Genomic DNA, 19,443 nt, shown 5'->3' with positions numbered 1-19,443 from the left:
AAAATCTACAACCCAACGCACCACTAACTTAATCTTAATGATTTGTTAATATATTTAAAAACGTGCATTACCCACTTTTGCTATATTTGCAATCCCTTATCACTAGGGCGTTTACGCGCTTTTTTGACATTTTAGCTATTAATAACTCATTATGATGTTGTACGTCTTAAATATGTAGGATTTTTCTTTGAATAGTCCTTTTTATTTATCCATATATCATCTTAAAACTGACACAATTTAACACATGAAACACATTTACACATTTTTAATTGCTCTTTTTATTGGGAGTTTTGGGTTTGCCCAAGGCACTGAAACCTTTAGTAACATACCAACCATTGCCGCTTATAACGATGGAAACTGGACAGGCGATGATGGCTCTACATGGGAAGCTACAAACTCTAGATCAGACCAACCAATTGATGGTAAGGCTATTACTTTGAATGATGATGCAGCCAACACATACATTCAATCTGGAACTATTAGTGGTGGTATTGGAGATATTACAATTACAACTCAAAGAAAATTTAGTGGGAGCTCTGGTACATTAGATGTTTTAATTAATGGTTCAAGCGTGGGAACTATTCCGTACAGCGGATCAGTTCAATCTACAACAATTTCGGGAGTAAACATATCTGGTGACATCGTAATTAGAATAGACAATAACATAGGAGGATCCAATGGAGGTGGTGCAGATCGAGTTGCTATTGACGACATTACTTGGACGGCTGCTGGCCCAACTTGTGCAGCACCAACAACTCAAGCGTCGTTATATAACACTACTGCTTTAGGTACTGCATCTGCAACCTTAAACTGGACTCCTGGAAATGGTGATGAAGTATTGGTAGTTGTAAACGAAGGTTCTCCTGTTGATACAGACCCTGAAAATGGAATAGATTACGAAGACAATACTGCCTTTACTTCTGGAGACGAAATAGGGACTGGGAATTATGTTGTGTATTCAGGTATTACAACAAATTCGGTTAGTATTACTGGCTTAAGTGAGGCAACAACATATCATGTTGCAGTTTATGAATACAACACCATTGATACGTGTTATGAGTTAACTGAGTTAACAGGAAGCTTTACAACAGAATGTTCTACACCTTCTGAAGTCAATACATTTACAGCTACAGCAGGTAACGAAGAAGTAGATTTAACATGGTCTAATGGTAGTTGTTATGATGAAATTTTAGTCATAGCTAAAGAAACATCTGCAGTAACGGTTACACCAACAGGTGATGGTTCTGCTTACACCGCTAATGCTACTTTTGGTTCTAGCGCAGATTTAGGTACTAGTGAGTATGCTGTTTATAAAGGTATTGGTACATCAGTAACTGTAACAGGTTTAACTAATGGAAACACTTACCATTTTTCAGTATTTACAAGAAAAGCTACATCTTGGAGTGCAGCAGTTGCGGATGATGCGACATTAGCTTGTACTGCTCCAGCAATACAAGCTTCTACATTTACAACTTTATCACCTACTACAACAGATGTTTCTATTGAATTTACAAGAGGTGGTGGTGACGATGTTTTAGTCGTAATGAAGGAAGGTTCTGCTGTTGATACGGATCCGACTAGTGGAACAAGCTATAATGCAAACAGCATATTTAATGGTTCTGGAGCAAGTGAAATAGGAACAGGTAATTATGTTGTATTTAATGGTAATAATGGAACTTCAAACCCTGGCACTGGTGGATCTAGCTTAAGCATCTCAGTTTCTGGCTTAAACCCGAACACTACATATCATTTAGCTATTTATGAATATAACACTACAAATACCTGTTATAATTTAATTGAATTCACTGGCGACTTTACAACAGTTTGTTCTACACCTTCAGATGTTACTGCATTTACTGCAGAGGAAGGCACTACTGAAGTAGATTTAACATGGTCTAATGGTAGTTGTTTCGATGAAATTTTAGTCATAGCTAAAGAAACATCTGCAGTATCGGTTACACCAACAGGTGATGGTTCTACTTATACCGCAAATACAGAGTTTGGATCTGGTTCAGATTTAGGTACTGGTGAGTATGTTGTTTATAAAGGAACAGGCACTTCGGTAACTGTAACTGGTTTAACGAATGGTACCACCTATCACTTTGAAGTTTTTGCTCGTAAAGCTACAATTTGGAGTACAGGAGTTACCGCTAATGCTGTACCAGATTTAACTTGGTGTACAGTTTCAGGAACGACTACATTTGATACCTCAATAACTTTAGTAAACTTTGGAACCATTAATAAGGCAAGTGGACAAGGCAGTGGTTATGATGATTTTACGGCAGAATCTACAGACGCTATACAAGGTAGTGATATAGATTTAACAGTGAATTTAAATACTGATGGGGCATATACTATTTATGCAAAAGCCTGGATAGACTGGAATCAAGATGGCACATTTGATACCTCTACTGAAGAATATGCATTAGGAACTGCTAATGATGAAACGGATGGTCCAACAACTTTAAGTCCACTAACAATAAGTGTTCCTGCAGGCGCAACATTAGGAAACACCAGAATGCGAGTGACTTGTCAATATGACTCATATACTGGACCTTGTACAGACTCAACTGATGGTGAAATAGAAGATTACACTATAAACGTTATCGCTGCTCTAAATAATGACACAGACACAGAAGTTTACGTTTCGACACCACAGGTAGCTGAAACAACTATTGTTGCAGCAGATGCTACAACTAGCGGAACCGCTTTTGATGCTTTAGGTTTTATAGTAGAAGATTTTGGATCTGGTGATACAGAACCAACAAACATTACCACGATGCGTTTTGTTCCTGGCCCAAATAATACAGCCGATTGGTCAGACCACATACAAGGTGTTACATTATTAGACGGAAACGTTATGCCTTACTCACCGACAGCCACGATTACGGATACGGAGATTGTATTGACTTTTGGAACTCCAGTTGTAGTAGCTAATGGTACATCTTTAGAGTTTTTATTAGGATTATACTTAAATGAGACAGCTATTGTAGATGGTAGTATTATACAACTACAAATTGATGAAAGCGCAAGTGGGTTCGAGACTGATATGATGGGTTCTGGCCTTGCTGATCCGTTCTTATTAGGAGATGTCGTTGGTAATGAAATGACTATTGATGTAGATGCTACAGAGCTTGTTTTCTCTCAACAGCCTTCTGACACAGAACTTAATGCTGTAATGGCACCAAGTGTAACGGTTTCTGGTGTAGATGCCAATGGTAACTTAGATACAAATTATAATTTAGATATAGTAATTACCTCTACAGGTACACTTACAGGAACTCCTGTAACAGAAACTGCCGTTAGTGGTATTGCAACATTTTCTACATTAACTCACACAGCAATTGGAACAGGCTTAGAATTAACTGCTGATGATGGATTATTATCAACTTTTGTTAGCACAACTTTTGATATTACTGAGCCTGTAGTTGGTGCTACAGATTTATTCTTTTCAGAATACATTGAAGGATCTAGTAATAATAAATATATTGAAATATATAATGGTACAGGTGTTACAGTAACCCTTACAGATTATTCTGTTGAATTATATGCCAATGGTAGCTCAAGTCCAAACAATACAGAAGACTTTAGCTCAGGTTTCCCTGCAACACTTGCAAATGGAGAGGTTATTGTTTTAGAAAATTCTGGTGCTACAATATATGGAGGTACTGCATATAGTTCTGGTGTATGTAATTTTAATGGTGATGACGCTATAGTACTGAAAAAAGATAGTGATATAATAGACATTATAGGTAATATAGGATGTGACCCTGGAAGTGAATGGAGTGAAGGTTCAAATTACACTTCTGATCGTACACTTGTACGAAATTCGGATGTTTGCGGAGGTGTTACTGTAGATCCTGCTAGTTGCACATTCCCTACTTTAGAATCTGAATGGACTGGTTACTCTCAAAACACAATTAGTGGTTTAGGTTCTCATACAGCAACATGTGGCGCACCTACAACCTACACCTACAACGGCACATGGTCACCAAGTGATCCAAATGGAGCAGCTACTGCTAGTGATGATATTGTAATTACTTTAGGAGATGCTACAATTGACACCAACACTACTGCTAATTCAATAACCGTAAATGCTGGTGCTGGTCTTACTGTGGACACCGGTATTACACTTACTGTTACTAACGGTTTATTATTAGAATCTGTTTCAGATAGTTATTCTAGTTTAATACTAGATGGTATTATTACGGGTACTATTAACTATGAACGTCATGTTAATGGTAACACTATTTTAGAAGATGCTAATGCAATTGGTAATAACGATTTAATTACACCACCATTATCTGGTCAAACATTTGGAGATTTTGTTGCTGCCAATAGTAACTTACTTACTAATCCTGGGGATGCTACAGAAAAAGCATTTGCCATATTTGATAAGTCTACGGGTGATTATGAAAACTATAACACAAATGATAATGCTGGTACACTTTTAGTAGCAGGTACAGGCTATAGAGCTGCATCAGACAACACGTCAACACTTATATTTACAGGTACTGCGAATTCAGGAGATATCGACATTAATATTGACCATTCTGGACCTAGTTACCTAGAATGGAATTTAATTGGAAATCCTTATCCTTCGTATTTAGATATTGAAGCCTTTTTAGCTTATGAAGTAGACACAGATATTAAGAATATTGATTTACTAGGGGATACTTCTGGTATCTATGGTTATGACGGCGATTCCTCAAATGGATGGGATATCATAAATCTTGCTAATGCTTCAGGAAGACTCATGACACCAGGTCAAGGTTTCTTAGTAGGTGCAGATGCAGCAAATGTTGCTGCCTACGATTTAGAGTTTAAAGCAGCAATGAGAACCACAGGAAGTGGTGATGATTTTATTGCTGGTCGTGATGCCAATACTTTAACCTTTTTGAAACTTAACGCGCGCACTACAACTCAAAATTACACAACTCAATTTTACTTTAACGCTAATGCTACTAAAGGTTTAGATGCCGGTTATGATGCTACCATTTGGGGAGGTACTGCTCCTAACTTCTCATTATTCTCACATTTAGTTGAAGATAATAGTGGGTTACCAATAGCGCTTCAAACCTTAGATGTAACCGATCTTTCTAATGTTACTATTCCACTTGGCGTAAATGCAAACCAAGGAGAACAATTAACGTTTAGTATTAACGCATCTACACTATCAAGTACGGTTAGCGTGTATTTAGAAGATAACGTGGCTAATACCTCTACGCTTTTAAATACTACTGATTATGTGCTAACACCAAGTACTACTTTAAGTGGTGTAGGTCGTTTCTATTTACGTGTAGCAAATAGCACATTATCTACCATAGATAATACCTTAGACCAATTAAGTATTTACACTAATAAAGCAGATAAAACTATTGTCATTGCAGGTCAATTATTAGAACCTACAACAGCGTCTGTTTATGATGTTCAAGGACGTTTGGTATCTACTACGCAATTACAAACTACTGTTAGATCACAAGCTATAGACGTAAGTAACTTAAGTCCTGGTATCTATGTTGTAAAACTGCATAATGCGGCTCAAAACAAAACTCAAAAAGTGATTATAAGATAAGTCGTCTTATTATATTTCTTACTGTTAAGAAAACGCGTTAAACTAGGTTTAGCGCGTTTTTTTTTTATAAAATACACACTTGCGTAATAACGATTTCTTAACAACGAACGTTACTTAAATGTATGCTATTGTTATTTCTAGTTATGGTTATGTGAGTTATATTATCCACAGGTGGGGATTTCAAAACATTAAGATTCGGACTCCCCCTACAAATTCAGTATTAGAGTTCAAAACATACATTTCAGAAATCAATAGAAAACAACGAATGAATCGCTGCACTTATCCACAGGTCACATTATGCAAGTATCTATGCTCTCACGTTAACAGGTAAAATTTAACTACAACGAAAAAAGTAATTATACCTTAAGTACTTATGGTTTTTTCATAAAATATTACATATCTTGCGCCCGGTTTTGATTATAAGTGAGTTAGTAATTAGCACATTACATTTTGTAATATTATATTTGTAGCTTGAATAAGCTTCAAATATCGTAAACTATATATCATAAAATTAAAGTATGTTTTTCTTGAATTTTGAAGTCTAAGATTTTAGACATAAATTACAGGAAAACATTACCATTTTAGAGATAAAATTAATTTTTAATGTAAACCTTTTGACATTTTAGGTTGTTAAATAAATAATTTTATTATTTTTGAACTCAAATTTAGGGCAAAAGCCATGAAGAAAGAAAACAACATAGATAAAATCACTCGTAAAGAAGCCATTTCAAAAATGGGTAAATATGCTGCTATAACTGCAGTAGGAACGTTTGTGATTTTAAATCCACTTAAATCACAGGCAAGTTCACTTCCTCCAGATCCAGGCGGGTTGCCATGGTAATTAACTTTTAACTTCTATTTTGAATACTAAATTAGCACCAACATATAAAAAAATGTTCGGTGATTATTGGATATTGTGGTATTCTATTTCTAATAGTTACAGTGTTATAAATTCGGATTTTGAGTTACTCTTAGATACGTATTTAGCCTCCAATACACAAAAGGATTTTTCCAATACCCTTTCTGACCAAATCCCTGTTTCTGATAGCTTAAAACTTTCTGAAACTATTCATAATTATCTCAAGGATTGCAATAATCGTTACAGTCCACCCAATACAAGCTCAGACACTTTAGATACGTCTCACCGAAATATTTCTAAGCATTATTTATTTGGCTCTAAAAGAATTCAGATTTATTACAGCTCAGAACTAGTGCTCAAAACGGTTCATCCTGCTATTGCCTATTATTGTAATACAAGCACAGCCAATACAGATGTAACATTCGATATATATTTAAAGAATGATAACCTATATCTTTTTAAGAATGGAGAATTAATGTCTTGTGTTCCTAAAAGAGAGTATCACCTTTTACAAGGTAAATTCATCATGCAGTTACTCTGTTCCTTACATAATAAAGTAGAACAAGATTGGATTGGAACACTTCATGGGTCAACGATAACAGATGGTAATTCGTCCATCCTATTTGTTGGTAAATCTGGAAAAGGAAAAAGCACCTTATCAGCATTATTAGCCACAAATGGCTTTGAACTATTAGCTGATGATGTATCTCCTTTGCTTTCCGAAAACCAACATATATATTATAATCCCTCCTCTATTTCTATTAAAGAAGGAGCTTTTAACCTGCTGCAACCCTTAGTAAAGAATTTTGAAAAATTACCAATAGTCGAATTTAACAAAACTAAAGGCCAATTAAAATATATGCCTTGCACGAAACCAAAACAAGACCATTATCCTTGCCATGCTATTGTTTTAGTGAATTACGTATCCGAGTCAGAAACTTTAATTGAGCCGATTTCTATTAAACACATTTTAGAAACCATAATAGAAGATTCTTGGTTATCACCGAACCCTAAACATGCTCAGCAGTTTTTAGACTGGTTACAAAAAGTTAAATTATATCAAGTAACTTATAGTGACACAAATAGTGTATCTTCTGAAATTTCAGCTTTATTTAAACAATTTAATTACCAAAATCAATAGTCTATATTAGTAGTTTGTATTGAAATCTATGGATAATTTAGCTACTACATATCAATATATTGCAGATATCTTAAGTTTTGAAACCCCAAATTCTAAACTAGAGAAATCGATTAGTGACCCCACATTTAATTGGGATATTATAGTGATAGAAGGTAGCAAGCAATTAGTATTACCCGCCATATATTGTAGATTAAAGGCAAAACAGCTTCTTCATTTATTACCTGAAGAGTTGATTAATTACCTAGAAGAAATCACTAATATAAATAGGTTTAGAAATCTAAGAATACTCAATCAAGTACATAGCATATCACAAATTTTAAACCAACACAATATTGACCATGTGTTTTTAAAAGGTACTGCCCTACTGGCTTCAGGTTACTATAACGACGAAGGAGAACGTATGATTGGTGATATTGATATTTTAGTTGAAAAATCGGAGGTATATAATGCGTTTGATATTTTAAAAAACTCAGGCTATAATAAAACATTTGGTTTTGCGTATAACAAGAAAGATTTTAGACATCTTGATCGCTTAATTTCAGAGAACGAATTGGCTGCCATAGAACTTCACACCGAACTTTTGAATAAAAGACATTGGCCGCTAATGAATATGCCATCTATTCTTAAATCTAAGAAAATTAAGAACACCATTCCTATTCCGAATACACACGACTTAAGCCAACACCTCATATTGAGCTGGCAGCTTAATGATAAGGGACATTATTATAATATCATAAGTTTAAAATCAATTTATGATTTGATTTCTATAGAAACCTACAAGGACAAAAATCACATAGATACTTTGTTAAATTCCAAATATGGTCAATCTTATTTAGTATTGGCAAAATACTATTTTACTGAATTCTCTGATATAACTTCTAATAATTATATGACATACAGAGGTTTTTTTCATAAAATGAAAATGTCCTTTAAACCTCTACGCGTTGTTATTAATTATATCAAACTAATCACAATTTTTATAACGAGTCGCTTACACTTAATTTACACCAATAAAAGTTACACAAAACATATAATAAAAGAGAAATTTTTGAATAAAATAAATCTTTTTAAGAGCTTTTAATCTTCGGCCTTTAAAAATATCGAAGTTTATTTTTTTCTATAATAGATTTTTTAGCTTACATTAATCCATTGCTTTTCAGTTTTATAAAAAAAACAGAATCATTTAAACGCAAAAAATGACACAAAAACATTCGATAAATTAATTTTAAGTCGAATTAAAATCACTTTTATTTTTTTTTGCTTATTATTATAAGAACTTTACCTCTATATTTGTTTTATAATCTATAAAGTTTACCTTTGACAAAATTATTTTAGTATGAAAAAAATACTTTTACTAGCACTTATATTAATATTTAGTCTATCCTCTTTTGCACAAAGACGCAATAGCGATTGGTCTTTAAGTATTGGTGTTAATGCTATAAACAGCTTGGGATCTCAGTCGCCAATTAACAGCCCAGGAGATTGGAGCTTTCAGACCCCAGTTTCTGCTGCAGTAGAATATAATTGGGCAGACCAATTTGCAATAGAACAATCTATTACGTTCAACGGTTTTAATGATGATTCGAGTATCGATTTTAACCCAACGAATGAAGACTATAATTATATATCTTTAGATACGCATGTAAAATATTATTTCGGCGAACTTATTTTTGGTCGTGGTAGAAATGATTGGTTTGACATATACGCCAATGCTGGTGTCGGTTTCTTTCACATTGATGAGACTAATATATCTGCAAATCTAGGTGGTGGTGTTTTATTTTGGTTAAACGAAAATAGAACTTTTGGCTTAAGAGCTCAAACTATCGCAAAATTTGCTTTCGATCACTCTAATAGTGGTTATGACAACAATCACTATCAATATCATCTACAAGCTGTATTTAAGCTTTAATCTTTTAATAAAATTAAAAAAAAAGACTCACAACAGTGAGTCTTTTTTTTGCGCACAATTTCAGAGAACCGCAGTTAATACCCCGCGAACTTAAAATTAAGCATCTGCTTCATACATTTATATAATTCAGGAAATTGAGATTTAAATTCAGAAGGAGTTTCAATAAAATTCTCTAATAAAACAGCAAAAAACTCATATTGATTGGTGTAAGCATATGCTCTAAAATATTTTGAAGCAATTAAATCCTGCCTAACAGCTTCGTGATTTTGCAAATACGTAGTTAATCTATTAAAGCCTTGGTTAAAAATCAAGCTACTTATATCATTATTTTTAGAAGCATTTAAATGTATGGCATGTCCAAATTCATGGATACCAAGATTAAGATTATCATCTTCAATGTTATGCCCATGTTTAAAATCTTCCCAAGAAAACACAATAGCCTTTAACCGAGGATTCACCTCACCTTTGTGGAACTTTTTATTAATTTGAGAGTAATAGGCATTGGGATATATCATAACCGTTTCAATAATGTCTAATTGATATTTTTTAAATCCAAAGCTTAACATGGTTGCAGTAGCCGCAATCGTAACTTTCATTTCATCGGTAACTACAAGGTCTTGCTTACCAACAAATGTATTCGTTTGAATAAATTTAGAAACCCTGTGCTCAAATTGAAGTTGATCTTTCCTTGATAAATTTCGAAAGAAAGAATGCTCGTTTTTTAAAATCTCATATTGAGTTCGTGTTAAATTATTCAGCGTAAAATAACGCTGTGCAAATAATGGCTTTTTATATATTGAGGCGTAAGAATACTGAAAAATCTTTATCAGTCTATACAGTATAAAAACACCTATTAAAACAATACCAATTGGTACTATATAATTAGAAATTAACTCCATTTCAAAAATTTCTTGTTCAGTCTTAGATACCATTAATAACCTAATTTAATAATTATGTACTCTAAATTTTGCTTAAAAATGTGAGTCTGTGTTTTTAAAATTTTAATTATGCTTAAATATAAAAATATAATGAAACATAACCATTTTAAATAGGAATGTCCATATGGTATAAGTACAATTTAATAAGCAAGCATAAGTAAATTATAAACAAAACTATTATCTTAACACCTAATTTCATTTCGCAAAAACTAAATACAACATTAGATCTGATGAGTACAAACGTAAAATCACAAAACAACCTAGTTCCAATTTTAATTATTGCCGGACTCTTCTTTATTTTTGGTTTTGTAACCTGGATTAATGGTGCCCTCATACCTTTTATGAAAACCATTAACGAACTTACGGATGCTCAATCTTATTTAGTAGCTTCAGCGTCCTATATTTCGTTTGTGGTGATGGCGCTTCCTGCATCGTATATTCTAAATAAAATAGGCTATCGCAAAGGCATGTCACTCGGTTTATTTATTATGGCTATTGGTGCTCTGATATTTATTCCAGCAGCGGAAGCCAGAACCTATTGGGTATTTCTAACCGGGATTTTCATTCAAGGTATCGGTATGACTATTTTACAAACAGCTTCTAATCCATATATCACAATTTTAGGCCCTATTGAAAGTGGAGCCAAACGTATTGCCATTATGGGTATAGCAAACAAAGTCGCAGGTGCTTTAGGATCTATAATTTTTGGCGCCATCCTTCTTTCCGGAATTGATGTCGTAAAGGAACAATTAGCTACGGCCTCTGATTCTGAAAAAGCCGTACTTCTAGACACTATGGCGGATAGTGTTTTTGTACCCTATGTAATTATGGCCATCGTTTTAATTATTTTAGGTGTGTTGATAAGAAAAGCTCCGTTACCTCATGTTGAGGCCATAGAAGATGAGGCAATAACTAAGGAAGGATCTTCTAACAAGACGATTTTCCAATTCCCACATTTATGGTTGGGAGTTTTAGCATTGTTTGTATACGTAGGTGCAGAAGTTATTGCAGGCGACACCATAATCGCTTATGGTATTTCCTTAGGTTTTACAGGCGAAGAAGCTAAATACTTTACAACTTACACCTTAATGGCTATGGTTGCTACGTACGCTTTAGGCGTCTTTTTAATTCCGAAATATATTAAACAAAAAACGGCATTAATTATTAGTGCTATTTTAGGAATTATATTTAGTCTTATAATTTTATCAACTACAGGATTAACATCTGTTTTATTTGTTGCTGCTCTAGGAATCGCAAATGCATTAGTATGGCCAGCTATTTGGCCACTAACTCTAGACGGTTTAGGTAAACACACTAAAACAGCCTCTGCGTTATTGATTATGGCAATTTCTGGTGGTGCAATAATTCCACCGTTATACGGGAAAATAGTTGATAGCAAAAAATTAGAACTCATCAGTTCAGGAATCAACGAATCAGAAGCTTTAGCAAATGCTTCAACAAGTAGTTATTGGATTCTTATCCCTTGTTATGCTCTCATTTTATTCTTTGCAATTTGGGGACATAAAATAAGAGGCGGCTCTAAAAAATAACATGTGCTCTATGACTAGAAGTAACAACAATCATTATTGATTCATTTTAACATTAGTATCTATTCTAGTTAAAGCTAGCAACCATCACGTAAAACTAAAAAGCAAGTACCCTTAGAAAAGGATACTTGCTTTTTTATATTAGACTTAAAAAATCTAAAGTCTATGGAAAAATACCGCGTTGTACATAGGCTTTTTCTATACGCTCAATAGCGATACAAAACGCTGCCGTCCTCATGTCTATACCTCCTCTTTCTGAATAATCGTAGACTTTATTAAACGAACCATTTAGCTTCTTAGTTAGTTTCTCCATAACTTCTTCTAGATGCCAAATCTCACCACTTCTATTCTGTAACCATTCAAAGTAACTACCAATAACTCCTCCTGAATTACATAAAATATCTGGTATTATAAAAATACCTCTATCTTTTAATATCTTCTCCCCTTCAACATTTGTTGGACCGTTAGCTCCTTCAGCAATTAATTTTGCTTTTATATTGGGTGCATTCTTTTTTGTAATTTGATTTCCTAATGCAGCAGGAATACAGATATCACAATCTATTGAGAAGAATTCACCTTTTTCCACTGGTTTAGAGTCAGAATAGTTTACAATAGTTCCCTTATTTGATTCATTATATTTAAAAAGGTCTTCAACATTTAAACCGTCTTGATTTTCAATACTACCTTGAGCATCTTGAACACCAACTAATTTAGCACCATCTTTTTCTAAAAAATGTGAAGCCCAGTACCCTACATTACCAAAACCTTGAACAATAAACTTTTTACCGTTTAGATCCATATTGTTTTTCTCAGCCCAAAACTTAATAGTTAAATACACACCAAATCCTGTTGCTCTATCTCTACCTTCTAATCCTCCACTCCCATCTGGCTTACCTGTAACAACATGCTGATTCGCGGTACGCTGCGCTGGAGGTCTCGTACTCATATAAGTGTCTGCAATCCATGCCATTGTTTGGCTGTTGGTATTAACATCTGGAGCAGGTATGTCGTGCTCTGGACCAATATTATCAGCTAAAGCAAATGTAAAACGTCTAGTTATACGCTCTAATTCGTTTTCTGAATATAATGCAGGGTCAATTTTTATACCTCCTTTAGCTCCACCATATGGTAATCCGGCTAAAGACGTTTTCCATGTCATCCACATTGCTAATGCTCTTGCCGCATCTAAGTCTACCGTAGCGTGGTAACGTAAACCACCTTTATAAGGCCCTAAAGCTCCATTATGCTGAACGCGATAACCCGTAAAAACCTCAACTTCACCGCTATCCATTTTTACCGGAAAATTCACTAAAATTTCATTATTAGTGATACTTAATATTTTCCTAATATTAGGGTGTAGATTAATGTGATCTGCAGCACTATTAAATTGCTCCATTACATTATCCATCATTCCTTTTAAAGGTACCTTTTTTACTTTTGGTTTGGTAATATTTTTTGAATTTCCCATTTATGTGGTCTTATTTTTGGAATTATATATTTTTATAACGCAAAAATAACACTTTCCATAATATAAAGGGGTTATATTATTAAATAACTAAATTAGATTTTACTAAAAAATTACTATTGTTTCGCAATACCATTATGAACGACTAAATAAATGGTTTATAGGAGGCCCTAATAGAATATTTCAATTTTTAAACCACGTAATTAGTTCTTAAAAAAGATAGGTTTAATGGCGTATAAACAGATATAATTTAAACGATAACTTCTGATAAGCACTGAAGAATAATTACATTAATGTCTTTATAATAAATAGAGTCATTTTATTATAAAGACATGAATCAAAAGCTAGTTTCGTTTTAGCACGTTTGCAATAAGCAAATCATCAACATTAATCCTTAGTTTGAATTTTAGATGATGTAGAACTCAGAATCACATAACCTATTATGGCAGAGATTAGCGACCCTATTAAAATACCAATTTTAGCTGAATCAATATATTCTGGAGTGGTTGCAAATGCTAAACTCGCTATAAATATAGCCATAGTAAATCCAATACCTGCAATAAATGAAACACCTAAAATATGCTTAAAGCTAATTTCACTTGGCACTTCTATCAATCTAATTTTTTTCGCTAAAAGCACAATCAAACTAATACCGATACCTTTACCTAAAACTAAACAAATAATAATATTAGTTACTAAAGCTATCTCAAGATTCTCGGTGCCACTAATTAATACTCCAGCATTTGCCAGCGCAAAAATTGGAATGATAAAGTAAGCCACCCAACCATGTAAATTATGTTCTAAATGTTGCAGCGGTGATTGAAACTTAGAAGACCAATCTTCTAAATCATCTATATGCAAAATTTGTTCCGTAGAAAGAATTGGTTTTTTTAATACGCTTGCCGTCTTAATATCATTATAAACGTTTTCTAATTGCTCTAAAAATGTTGATGTATCTATCTTCTGTCTAATAGGAACAGAGAATGCTAATAAAATACCTGCTACTGTTGGATGAATTCCTGCTTTTAAAAATAAGAACCATATAATTACACCTAAGAAAAACACTAGAAATTTAGAGTAAAATCCTTTAAAGGATAAAAAATATAGGAAAGCAAGCATCACTAAAGCTATTAATAATAGGGTAATATTTATACTTCCGCTATAAAATAAAGCAATAACTAATACTGCACCGATATCATCTACAATGGCGAAAGCAGTTAAAAACACTTTAAGACTTAAAGGCACCCGTTTTCCTAAAACATTTAAAATAGCTAATGAAAAAGCAATATCAGTTGCCATTGGTATCCCCCAACCTTTGGTGGTGTCTGGATTTTGATTAAGCACTAAGAAGAAGATTACAGGAACCAACATACCTCCGATAGCACCAACTAAAGGAAATGCAATTTTTTTAGGAGAATTCAATTCACCTATTGAGAGTTCGCGCTTTATTTCTAATCCAATCAGAAAGAAGAAAATCGCCATTAACCCATCATTAATCCAGAGAATTAACGGTTTTTTAAACTCAAAAGTTTCAGTTACAATTCCTATATCATATTGCCATATTTCTCTATAAACATCACCATAAGGCGAATTTGCCCAAACTAGTGCTAATATTGTAGCAAACAACAGTAAAATACCACTAAAGCTTTCAATTTTTACGAATTTTTGAAATGGTGTGAGAAATACTTTTTTAATCATATAATTGGTTTTGTTACAAACAAGGTTTAACTTCAAATATAAGATTTACAGATGAAACACGTTAAAAATAAATGTTACATTTTTGTGAAAACTCATCATAAATTCCAAAAAGCAAATTTTGTCATATAAAAAAAAAGTCTTTTCAATTTAATCGAGTGCTCATTTTACGAGATTTTTAAAAAATCTTAAGATAATTATCGATTCGTAAAAATAATTCGTAAAAAAAGACAAAGCACGCAATTTTAATTTATTATTTGATTGGGTAATCCTATCTTTGCCAATTAATTTAAAATTATCACCATGAAAGTCCGTGAATATTTTATTCTAGTTTCTATAATTCTTGTTTTGGCTATTATCGGAATAGCTTTTGTTTGGCAGCCTATTTTATGGGTATTCCTGTTAATAGTTCCACTCATTATTATGGGTGTTTTTGATATTTTACAAACGTCTCATACTATACGACGTAACTTTCCATTGCTAGGACGATTTAGATACATGTTAGAATCTATACGCCCAGAAATTATGCAGTATTTTGTTGAAACTGATACTGAAGGAAGACCGCTTAATCGTATTTTACGATCTTTAATTTATCGAAGAGCAAAAGGAGAAAATGACACGGAGCCTTTTGGTACACAGATGGACATTTATCATTCTGGATACGAATGGTTAGAACATTCTATGTATGCCAAAACAAATCCTAAAAACATAGGTGAATTTCCACGTTTATTAATTGGAGGTAAAGATTGTAAGCAACCTTATTCTTCAAGTTTATTAAATATCTCAGCGATGAGTTTTGGGTCCTTAAGTAAAAATGCTGTAATGGCATTAAACAAAGGTGCCAAAATGGGGAATTTTGCTCATAATACAGGTGAAGGTGCTATTAGTGATTACCATTTAAAACATGGCGGAGATTTAATTTGGCAAATTGGTACAGGATATTTTGGTTGCCGACATGATGACGGTACATTTAACGAAGTCACCTTTAGAGAAAATGCATTGCGGACAGAAGTTAAGATGATTGAGATTAAATTGTCTCAAGGTGCTAAACCTGGTCATGGTGGAATTTTACCGGCTTCAAAAAACACCGAAGAAATTGCAAAAATCAGACACGTAAAACCTGGGATTGCGGTACACTCTCCTCCATCGCACTCAGCATTTTCGGATCCTATTCAATTTATGTATTTCATAAAAAAACTTAGAGATCTTTCTGATGGAAAACCTGTTGGTTTTAAATTATGCTTAGGTAGAAAGCAAGAATTTATGGACTTCTGTGAAGCTATGATTTTCACAGGGATTCTTCCAGATTTTATTACTGTAGATGGAGGTGAAGGCGGCACTGGTGCTGCTCCTGTTGAATTTTCTAATTCTATGGGTATGCCTTTGCGTGAAGGCTTAATTTTTGTGCATGATACCTTAGTTGGTTTCAACTTAAGAAAAGACATTAAAGTTATTGTTGCCGGAAAGATAATTACTGGTTTCCACATGGCAAGAGCCTTAGCATTAGGTGCTGACGGCTGCAATAGCGCACGTGCTATGATGCTTTCTATAGGATGTATACAAGCATTACAATGTAATACGAATACATGTCCTGTTGGCGTAGCAACACAAAACCCTTCTTTAGTAAAAGGGTTAGTTGTTGAAGATAAGGCACCAAGAGCAAAACGCTATCACGAAGCTACAATTCACAGTTTCTTAGAACTTGTAGCTGCTGCTGGACTTAATAGTCCTGCGGAATTAACACGAGACCATATAAGCAAAAGGGTTGGTCTTTACGTGGTAAAAACATACCATGACATTTACCCTCCTATTGAAGAAGGGTCTTTATTAAACATTGATACGATACCTAAGGAATACGAAAAGTTTTTCCAGTTGACACGTATCATGAAATAATACGGATACGCATTATATATTTTTAGCTGTTAACTTTAGTAAAAACATAAGTTAACAGCTTTTATTTTTTCTAACCTATATTTCTTTTTGCTACAGAGAAATAAAAATTCGCTTCTCTATTCAAATCGTATCTTTGTACGAAACCATTAAATCATTAATCCAATTTTAACTTTCATCTCAAAACCCGCTAAAGAGTTACTAGAATTCTTTAAGAGCACTAGCTTTTCAAAAGCCGTTTTAATTGGCATTGCTGTTACAATTCCTATTGTTTTAGGAATTATAGCTAATCATTTTGAAATTGGTCTTGCCCTTTGCTTTGGTGCATTTTGGTGTTCACCAAGTGATGTTAGCGGACGTTTAAAACACAAACAAGTTGGGATTCTTTTTTCTGCAATTTTAGTCGTCCTAATTAGTTTTATTGGTGGTTATCTCAATATTTCAAATTTTCTACTCTTCCCTATTTTAGGTGTATTAACGTTTAGTATTGCCTTTCTATCTATATATGGCTTTAGAGCTTCGCTAATCAGCTTTTCGGGATTATTAGCATTGGTTTTAAGTTTTGCACATACCTCTGAAAACTTAGAGGTTTATGAATATGCTTTATTCATTGGACTTGGTGGCTTGTGGTATTTATTACTTTCTACATTATGGTATCAACTCAATCCAAAAGCTCAAACCGAACAGACTTTAAATGAAACATTTTTACTCACTGCTGATTTTCTAGATATAAGACGACAACTTATTGGCGACCAACCAGACCGAGAGAGCTTACAAACACAATTGATGACCTTACAGAGTGCGCTGACAGAACATCATGAAACCTTACGGGAAATATTAATTTTATCTCGAAAAAGCTCAGGAAAATCAAACTACCAAAGTAGACGCCTATTAGTTTTTGTTCAACTTGTAGATATATTAGAAACCGCGATTGCAAATCCTGTAAATTATGATAAAATGGATGTGCTTTTCGGAAAATATCCAGAGTTAAAAACTGATTTTCAAAAATTGATTTTAGAATTATCTTATCAACTTCGATCTATTGCTAAAAACATCAATAAGTCAAAATTATTTCCGTCAAACAAAGTGCTTTCTGATGCTTTGCAAACCCTTGAAAATGATATTTTAAAGTTTAAAAATGAAAACCACATAGAAGATTATGAACGCTATCTAATGCTTCAAAATTTATTAGACTATCAGAAAAAACAGTTTGAAAAATTAAAGAAGATTAAGTGGCTATTAGGGAATCCGGAATTATCATCAGACGATTTCATTAAAAATGATAAATTAAAGCGCTTTATAGGTTCACAAGATTACGACCCAAAATTAATTCTTACAAATCTGAGTTTTAGATCAACCATCTTTAGGCATTCGTTACGATTAGCCGTTGCGGTAATGTTGGGTTACGGTATTGGTTTATTCTTTGATTTTCAGAATCCTTATTGGATAATACTCACCGTAATTGTGATAATGCGACCAAGTTACGGACTTACAAAAACACGCTCTAAAGACCGAATGATTGGCACACTCATTGGTGCAGCTCTAGCAAGTGGACTCGTGTTTTTAATTTTCGACCCTTATGTTTATGGGGCATTGGGTGTATTATCTTTAGTCATTGCATTTTCTATGGTACAGAAAAATTACAAAGCCTCTGCTACCTTTATTACATTGAGTGTTATATTCATCTATGCGATATTACAACCCGATATTTTAAAAGTTATCCAATTTAGAGTTATTGATACTTTGATTGGAGCAACTCTCTCTTACATGGCCATGAGATGGCTTTGGCCTGCTTGGTCGTTTATGGAAATTGGAGATGCCATTAAGGACAGTTTAAAAGGCAATACCGCCTTTTTTAAATCTATTAATACCTTTTATCAGAAAAAGGGAGCTGTGCCAACAAGTTTAAAAGTAAATCGTAAAGAAGCTTTTTTACAAATGTCTAATTTAAGTTCTGCATTTCAGCGGATGGCTCAAGAACCAGAGTCCAAGCAAAACCATATCGATGATATTTATGAATTAGTGGTCATTAATCATAGCTTTTTATCGTCTTTAGCCTCTTTGAGTTCATACATACAAAACCACCCAACAACTGAAGCTTCAGACGATTTCATACTAATTTCGGACAAGATTAATAACAATCTCGATAAGGTCTGTACACAATTGAATGCTATAAATTTCGAAGATCCTAGAACCAATAGTTCAATCTATAAACCAGAACCTTTTGATTTCCCTTTTAATCGTATTGCAAATGATACAATTTCGCAAACAGATAGCGAACGAACCCACAGAGAAGCACATTTAGTTTGGGAACAGTTGTATTGGTTATTTTCATTAAGTGAAAAAATGCTAAAACTAACATCTAAGTTTAAAATCAATTAATATTTTATTAAACCACATTAAGCTTTTAAAATATTGACAAAA

At 33.5% G+C, this 19,443-nt stretch carries 11 protein-coding genes; 8 read left to right on the top strand and 3 right to left on the bottom strand.

Annotated elements, in window-relative coordinates; translation table 11 throughout:
* Positions 1–244: 244 nt before the first annotated feature.
* From HM984_RS02890 to HM984_RS02870, 5 genes are all read left to right on the top strand, one after another.
* Entirely contained in the window at positions 245–5,575 is a 5,331-nt protein-coding gene (locus HM984_RS02890; protein ID WP_179348047.1) for a T9SS type A sorting domain-containing protein, read from the top strand.
* Positions 5,576–6,254: 679 nt separating this feature from the next.
* A complete protein-coding gene (locus tag HM984_RS02885) occupies positions 6,255–6,416 on the top strand; it encodes a hypothetical protein (protein ID WP_179348046.1) in 162 nt (53 codons plus the stop codon).
* A gap of 19 nt (positions 6,417–6,435) precedes the next feature.
* Entirely contained in the window at positions 6,436–7,575 is a 1,140-nt protein-coding gene (locus HM984_RS02880) for a phosphoenolpyruvate carboxykinase (ATP) (protein WP_179348045.1), read from the top strand.
* Between the two features lie 28 nt (positions 7,576–7,603).
* Positions 7,604–8,656, top strand: coding sequence for a nucleotidyltransferase family protein (locus tag HM984_RS02875; RefSeq protein WP_179348044.1), 1,053 nt, complete (start codon positions 7,604–7,606; stop codon positions 8,654–8,656).
* 255 nt (positions 8,657–8,911) lie between these two features.
* Complete coding sequence (locus HM984_RS02870) at positions 8,912–9,484, top strand: outer membrane beta-barrel protein (RefSeq protein WP_179348043.1); 573 nt, start codon at positions 8,912–8,914, stop codon at positions 9,482–9,484.
* A gap of 74 nt (positions 9,485–9,558) precedes the next feature.
* Here the strand turns inward: HM984_RS02870 and HM984_RS02865 are convergent, their stop codons facing one another.
* Positions 9,559–10,416: a zinc-dependent peptidase gene (locus HM984_RS02865; RefSeq protein WP_179348042.1), complete on the bottom strand. Its 858-nt coding sequence runs from the start codon at positions 10,414–10,416 to the stop codon at positions 9,559–9,561.
* A gap of 236 nt (positions 10,417–10,652) precedes the next feature.
* Between HM984_RS02865 and HM984_RS02860 the strand changes: the two genes are divergently transcribed.
* On the top strand, positions 10,653–11,972 hold the full coding sequence (locus HM984_RS02860; protein ID WP_115807821.1) for a sugar MFS transporter: 1,320 nt from the start codon (positions 10,653–10,655) through the stop codon (positions 11,970–11,972).
* 160 nt (positions 11,973–12,132) lie between these two features.
* On the opposite strand, the gene HM984_RS02855 is transcribed toward HM984_RS02860, so the two are convergent.
* Both HM984_RS02855 and nhaA read right to left on the bottom strand, forming a co-directional pair.
* Positions 12,133–13,437 carry a Glu/Leu/Phe/Val family dehydrogenase gene (locus HM984_RS02855; protein ID WP_179348041.1) on the bottom strand — a complete coding sequence of 435 codons (1,305 nt, stop codon included), beginning with the start codon at positions 13,435–13,437 and terminating at the stop codon, positions 12,133–12,135.
* A gap of 384 nt (positions 13,438–13,821) precedes the next feature.
* Complete coding sequence (nhaA, locus tag HM984_RS02850; protein ID WP_115807823.1) at positions 13,822–15,132, bottom strand: Na+/H+ antiporter NhaA; 1,311 nt, start codon at positions 15,130–15,132, stop codon at positions 13,822–13,824.
* 300 nt (positions 15,133–15,432) lie between these two features.
* Here nhaA and HM984_RS02845 point away from each other — a divergent pair, with 300 nt between their 5' ends.
* A complete protein-coding gene (locus HM984_RS02845) occupies positions 15,433–17,022 on the top strand; it encodes an FMN-binding glutamate synthase family protein (protein ID WP_179348040.1) in 1,590 nt (529 codons plus the stop codon).
* A 150-nt stretch (positions 17,023–17,172) separates the two neighbouring features.
* On the top strand, positions 17,173–19,401 hold the full coding sequence (locus HM984_RS17745) for an FUSC family protein (protein WP_371312046.1): 2,229 nt from the start codon (positions 17,173–17,175) through the stop codon (positions 19,399–19,401).
* Positions 19,402–19,443: the final 42 nt, after the last annotated feature.

The sequence above is a fragment of the Winogradskyella pacifica genome, assembly GCF_013403915.1.
Classification (GTDB): domain Bacteria; phylum Bacteroidota; class Bacteroidia; order Flavobacteriales; family Flavobacteriaceae; genus Winogradskyella; species Winogradskyella pacifica.
Note: the sequence above shows the minus strand (reverse complement) of the source record. Positions and strands in the feature narration are given on the sequence as shown.

What these genes read in the sequence shown, in the direction of transcription:
- HM984_RS02890 (WP_179348047.1), top strand. Translation starts at nt 245, where the DNA reads ATGAAACACATTTACACATTTTTAATTGCTCTTTTTATTGGGAGTTTT.
- HM984_RS02885 (WP_179348046.1), top strand. Translation starts at nt 6,255, where the DNA reads ATGAAGAAAGAAAACAACATAGATAAAATCACTCGTAAAGAAGCCATT.
- HM984_RS02875 (WP_179348044.1), top strand. Translation starts at nt 7,604, where the DNA reads ATGGATAATTTAGCTACTACATATCAATATATTGCAGATATCTTAAGT.
- HM984_RS02870 (WP_179348043.1), top strand. Translation starts at nt 8,912, where the DNA reads ATGAAAAAAATACTTTTACTAGCACTTATATTAATATTTAGTCTATCC.
- HM984_RS02865 (WP_179348042.1), bottom strand. Translation starts at nt 10,416, where the DNA reads ATGGTATCTAAGACTGAACAAGAAATTTTTGAAATGGAGTTAATTTCT.
- HM984_RS02860 (WP_115807821.1), top strand. Translation starts at nt 10,653, where the DNA reads ATGAGTACAAACGTAAAATCACAAAACAACCTAGTTCCAATTTTAATT.
- HM984_RS02855 (WP_179348041.1), bottom strand. Translation starts at nt 13,437, where the DNA reads ATGGGAAATTCAAAAAATATTACCAAACCAAAAGTAAAAAAGGTACCT.
- nhaA (WP_115807823.1), bottom strand. Translation starts at nt 15,132, where the DNA reads ATGATTAAAAAAGTATTTCTCACACCATTTCAAAAATTCGTAAAAATT.
- HM984_RS02845 (WP_179348040.1), top strand. Translation starts at nt 15,433, where the DNA reads ATGAAAGTCCGTGAATATTTTATTCTAGTTTCTATAATTCTTGTTTTG.